This is a genomic window from Streptomyces aureus, from assembly GCF_000725495.1.
Classification (GTDB): Bacteria; Actinomycetota; Actinomycetes; order Streptomycetales; family Streptomycetaceae; genus Streptomyces; species Streptomyces aureus_B.
Window position 1 is genome coordinate 1 of the sequence record NZ_JNZD01000061.1, and the last position, 4,396, is coordinate 4,396.

4 protein-coding genes are annotated in these 4,396 nt (G+C 70.5%); 3 read left to right on the forward strand and 1 reads right to left on the reverse strand.

Annotation, left to right across the window (positions count from 1 at the left end; all coding sequences use genetic code 11):
* The first annotated feature begins 53 nt into the window (after nucleotides 1-53).
* From IO36_RS35900 to proC, 3 genes are all read left to right on the forward strand, one after another.
* A complete protein-coding gene (locus tag IO36_RS35900; RefSeq protein WP_037626511.1) occupies nucleotides 54-920 on the forward strand; it encodes an ABC transporter ATP-binding protein in 867 nt (288 codons plus the stop codon).
* A complete protein-coding gene (locus IO36_RS35905; RefSeq protein WP_037626513.1) occupies nucleotides 917-1,756 on the forward strand; it encodes an ABC transporter permease in 840 nt (279 codons plus the stop codon). The genes IO36_RS35900 and IO36_RS35905 overlap by 4 nt, the downstream gene beginning before the upstream one ends.
* A 135-nt stretch (nucleotides 1,757-1,891) precedes the next feature.
* Nucleotides 1,892-2,701, forward strand: coding sequence for a pyrroline-5-carboxylate reductase (proC, locus tag IO36_RS35910; RefSeq protein ID WP_037626515.1), 810 nt, complete (start codon nucleotides 1,892-1,894; stop codon nucleotides 2,699-2,701).
* Between the two features lie 103 nt (nucleotides 2,702-2,804).
* Here the strand turns inward: proC and trpS are convergent, their stop codons facing one another.
* Nucleotides 2,805-3,809, reverse strand: coding sequence for a tryptophan--tRNA ligase (gene trpS, locus IO36_RS35915; protein ID WP_037626517.1), 1,005 nt, complete (start codon nucleotides 3,807-3,809; stop codon nucleotides 2,805-2,807).
* Nucleotides 3,810-4,396: the final 587 nt, after the last annotated feature.

Sequence of the window (4,396 nt, forward strand, 5' to 3'; positions counted from 1 at the left end):
CCCCCCCACAGCCCTTGACCCGCACCCCCCACCGGAGCAATATTCATCACGTGATGATTATTCGTCCACGTCCGCCCGACCCCACAGGAACACCCGTGCCCCTTTCCCCGCCCGCCGTCCGCGCCGAAGGCCTCACGGTCGTCCGCGGCCCCCGCACCGTCCTGCACGGCCTCGACTTCACCGTCCCGCGCGGTCAGATCACCGGCCTGCTCGGCCCCTCCGGCTGCGGCAAGTCCACCCTGATGCGCGCGACCGTCGGCACCCAGGCCAAGGTCGGCGGCACCCTCGAAGTCCTCGGCCTCCCAGCCGGCGACGCCGCGCTGCGCTCCCGTATCGGCTACGTGACCCAGGCGCCCTCCGTCTACAGCGACCTGACCGTCCGTCAGAACCTCGACTACTTCGCCGCGATCCTCGACCCCGGCCGGGCCGCCGCCGAACGCCGTCACGCGGACGTCACCCGGGTCATCGCCGACGTCGACCTCGCCTCCCACGCCGACGCCCTCGCGGGCAACCTCTCCGGCGGCCAGCGCAGCCGCGTCTCCCTCGCCGTGGCGCTCCTCGGAGCCCCGGAACTCCTCGTCCTCGACGAACCGACCGTCGGCCTCGACCCCGTCCTGCGCCGCGACCTGTGGAGCCTCTTCCACGCCATCGCCGAAGAGCGTGGCACGACCCTCCTGATCTCGTCCCACGTCATGGACGAGGCCGAGCGCTGCCACCGCCTCCTGCTGATGCGCGAAGGCGGGATCCTCGCCGACGACACCCCCGAGGCACTCCGCGAGCGGACCGGCTCGGACACGGTCGAAGCCGCCTTCCTCCACCTCGTGGACGAGGCGGTCGCGGCCGCGCGTCACCCCGAGCCGGCCACGACCGCCCAGTCCCCGGCCCCCGGCACCGACTCCCGCGAGGAGAACGCACGATGAGCTCCACCGCGGCCACGAGCCCCACTCCACCCACGCCGTCCACGTCCACGTCCCCCGGAACCCCGGGACAGCCCGCCCCGGCGTCCCGCCCGAGCGCGCTGAACATCTCGCGGACGACGGCCACCGCCGCACGGGCCCTGCGCCAGCTCCGGCACGACCCGCGCACCATCGCGCTGATGGTCCTCGTCCCCTGCGTGATGCTGGTCCTGCTCCGCTACGTCTTCGACGGCAGCCCGGGCACCTTCGACTCCATCGGCGCGTCCCTCCTCGGGATCTTCCCGCTGATCACCATGTTCCTGGTGACCTCGATCGCGACCCTGCGCGAGCGCACCTCCGGCACCCTCGAACGCCTCCTGGCCATGCCCCTGGGCAAGGGTGATCTGATCGCCGGCTACGCGCTCGCCTTTGGCGCGATCGCCGTCCTCCAGTCGCTCCTGGCCACCGGGATCGCGGTCTGGCTCCTCGGCCTGGACGTCACGGGCTCCCCCTGGCTCCTCCTGCTGGTCGCCCTCCTCGACGCCCTGCTCGGAACGGCGCTGGGCCTGTTCGTCTCGGCGTTCGCCGCCTCCGAGTTCCAGGCGGTCCAGTTCATGCCGGCGGTGATCTTCCCGCAGCTCCTGCTGTGCGGCCTGTTCACCCCGCGCTCCGACATGCACCCCGTCCTGGAGGCCGTCTCCGACGTGCTGCCCATGTCGTACGCGGTCGACGCGATGAACGAGGTCCTCAAGCACACCGACATGACCACGGTCTTCGTACGGGACGTCCTGATCGTCGCCGGGAGCGCGCTGCTGGTCCTCGGACTCGGCGCGGCGACCCTGCGCCGCAGGACGCCGTAGTACGCCCGCGGGGCCCCGGCGGCGGGCGGACGGGGGACCGGTCCTCCGTCCGCCCACCGGACATCCCGTCCACCGCCATGATCCCGGTGGGAGGATGAACGCGGACGACTCAACCTCCGGAGGGCACCCGCAACCATGCCTCAGAAAGTCGCAGTCCTCGGCACCGGCAAGATCGGCGAAGCCCTGCTCAGCGGGATGATCCGAGCCGGCTGGGCCCCCAGCGATCTCCTGGTCACCGCCCGCCGGCCGGAGCGGGCCGCGGAACTCCGGGAACGCCACGGCGTCACCCCGGTCTCCAACGCGGAAGCCGCGAAGACCGCCGACACCCTGATCCTCACGGTCAAGCCCCAGGACATGGGCGCCCTCCTGGACGAGCTCGCCCCGCACATCCCCTCGGACCGCCTGATCATCAGCGGCGCGGCGGGCATCCCGACCTCCTTCTTCGAGGAGCGGCTGGCCCCCGGCACCCCCGTCGTCCGCGTCATGACGAACACCCCCGCGCTCGTCGACGAGGCCATGTCCGTCATCTCCGCCGGAAGCCACGCCACCGCCGCGCACGTGGCGTACGCGGAGGAGGTCTTCGGCGCCGTCGGCAAGACCCTCCTGGTCCCCGAGTCGCAACAGGACGCCTGCACAGCCCTCTCCGGTTCGGGACCGGCGTACTTCTTCTACCTGGTCGAAGCCATGACGGACGCGGGCATCCTGCTCGGCCTGCCCCGCGACAAGGCCCACGACCTGATCGTCCAGTCCGCGATCGGCGCCGCCGTGATGCTCCGCGACAGCGGCGAACACCCCGTGAAGCTCCGCGAGAACGTCACGTCCCCCGCGGGCACCACGATCAACGCGATCCGCGAACTGGAGAACCACGGCGTACGCGCCGCACTCATCGCGGCCCTGGAAGCGGCCCGCGACCGCAGCCGCGAACTCGCCTCCGGCAACAGCTGACCCGCACCGCGGACCCGGCCCCCGCCCGCCCCGGTCGTCCCCGGCACCGAGCCGCCCTCGGTGCCGGGAACCGGCCCGGCCCCGAGGACGACCACGGGTCCGGCTAACCGTCGGACGGCGCCAGCAGCCCGATGGCCTCGTAGGCGGAGTCCACCGTCGGCCGCGCCATCGCTCTGGCCCGCCGCGCGCCCTCGCGCAGCACCCCTTCCACAGAGGAGGGGTCCGCGCACAGCTGCTTGTGCCGGTCCTGGACAGGCCGAAGGAGCTCGACGACCGCGTCGGCGGTGTCCTTCTTCAACGCGCCGTACGACGTGTACGCCTCGCTGAGGGCCGCGGGGTCCGAGCCCTCGCACGCCGCCAGGATCTCCAGCAGGTTCGAGACCCCGGGCCGCTCCTCCGGGTCGTACGCCACGTCCTGCCCGCTGTCCGTCACCGCACGCATGATCTTCTTCCGTACGGTGTCGGGCTCGTCGAGCAGATAGACGACCCCGGGTCCGACGTCGTCGCTCTTCCCCATCTTGGACGTCGGCTCCTGGAGGTTCATGACCCGCGCCGCGACCTCCGGCCGGGTCGCCCGGGGAACCACGAACGTGTGCCCGTACCGCTGGTTGAACCGCACGGCCAGATCCCGGGTCAGTTCGACATGCTGCGTCTGGTCGTCCCCTACCGGCACCTCGTCGGTCCCGTACGCCAGGATGTCGGCCGCCATCAGCACGGGATACGTCAGCAGCGACAGCCGCACGCTCCCCCCGCGTTTCCGCTCCAGCGCGGCCTTCTCCTTGTACTGGATCATCCGCCGCATCTCACCGTCGGTGGCGACGCACTCCAGCAGATACGAGAGTCGCGCGTGCTCGTCCACATGGCTCTGTACGAACACGGTGCACAGTTCGGGATCGAGCCCCGAGGCCAGCAGCAGGGTGGCGGCCTGCCTGCTGAGCCTGCGGACCCGCCCCGGATCGTGGTCCACGGTCAGCGCGTGCAGGTCGACGATGCAGAACAGGGCCTCGGCCCGGTGCTGGTCGACATCGGCCCAGCGGCGTACGGCGCCCAGATAGTTCCCCAGCGTCAGATGCCCGGTCGGCTTGACCCCGCTGAAGATCCGCGTCATCTCTCAACCTCCTGGTCGAGGCCGCCGCGTTCGCCGGCCGGCTCCCCAGGAGGGACATGAAAACGGCCGCCGAGGCGGCAGCCGTTGGGTACATACGTGTGTACGGCCGCCGTCAGGCGGCCCACCACTGCTGGGTGCACGTACGCGTAGTCATGGACGTCAGCGTACGCCTCGGGTGAGCGGTCCGGAGCGCAGTTGACACGACTCCCGCCCGTCCGTAGTGTTCTCCGAGTTGTCCGACGTGAGCTCCGACCCCGGTCGGTCCCCGGACAGCCATTCCGCACCATCATTCAACGATCGACGACTCGTCGTCGGCTCGTTTTCATGCGTGTTTGCGAAATGAGGATTCCGCGTTCGAAAGGACGCCCCCCGATTAGCTCGGGAGTCAGGGATCCGCTAATGTCTCACTCGTCGGAACGGCCCAACAGCCGCGAGGACAAGCCCCGCTGACTGGGAGTCAGGCCCGAAAGGATCTGATAGAGTCGGACTCGCCGGAAAGGGAAACGCGAAAGCGGGAACCTGGAAAGCACCGAGGAAATCGGATACGGAAACGGTCTGATAGAGTCGGAAACGCAAGACCGAAGGGA

Coding starts and splice junctions, on each gene's coding strand:
- IO36_RS35905 (WP_037626513.1), top strand. CDS start 917: ATGAGCTCCACCGCGGCCACGAGCCCCACTCCACCCACGCCGTCCACG.
- IO36_RS35900 (WP_037626511.1), top strand. CDS start 54: ATGATTATTCGTCCACGTCCGCCCGACCCCACAGGAACACCCGTGCCC.
- trpS (WP_037626517.1), bottom strand. CDS start 3,809: ATGACGCGGATCTTCAGCGGGGTCAAGCCGACCGGGCATCTGACGCTG.
- proC (WP_037626515.1), top strand. CDS start 1,892: ATGCCTCAGAAAGTCGCAGTCCTCGGCACCGGCAAGATCGGCGAAGCC.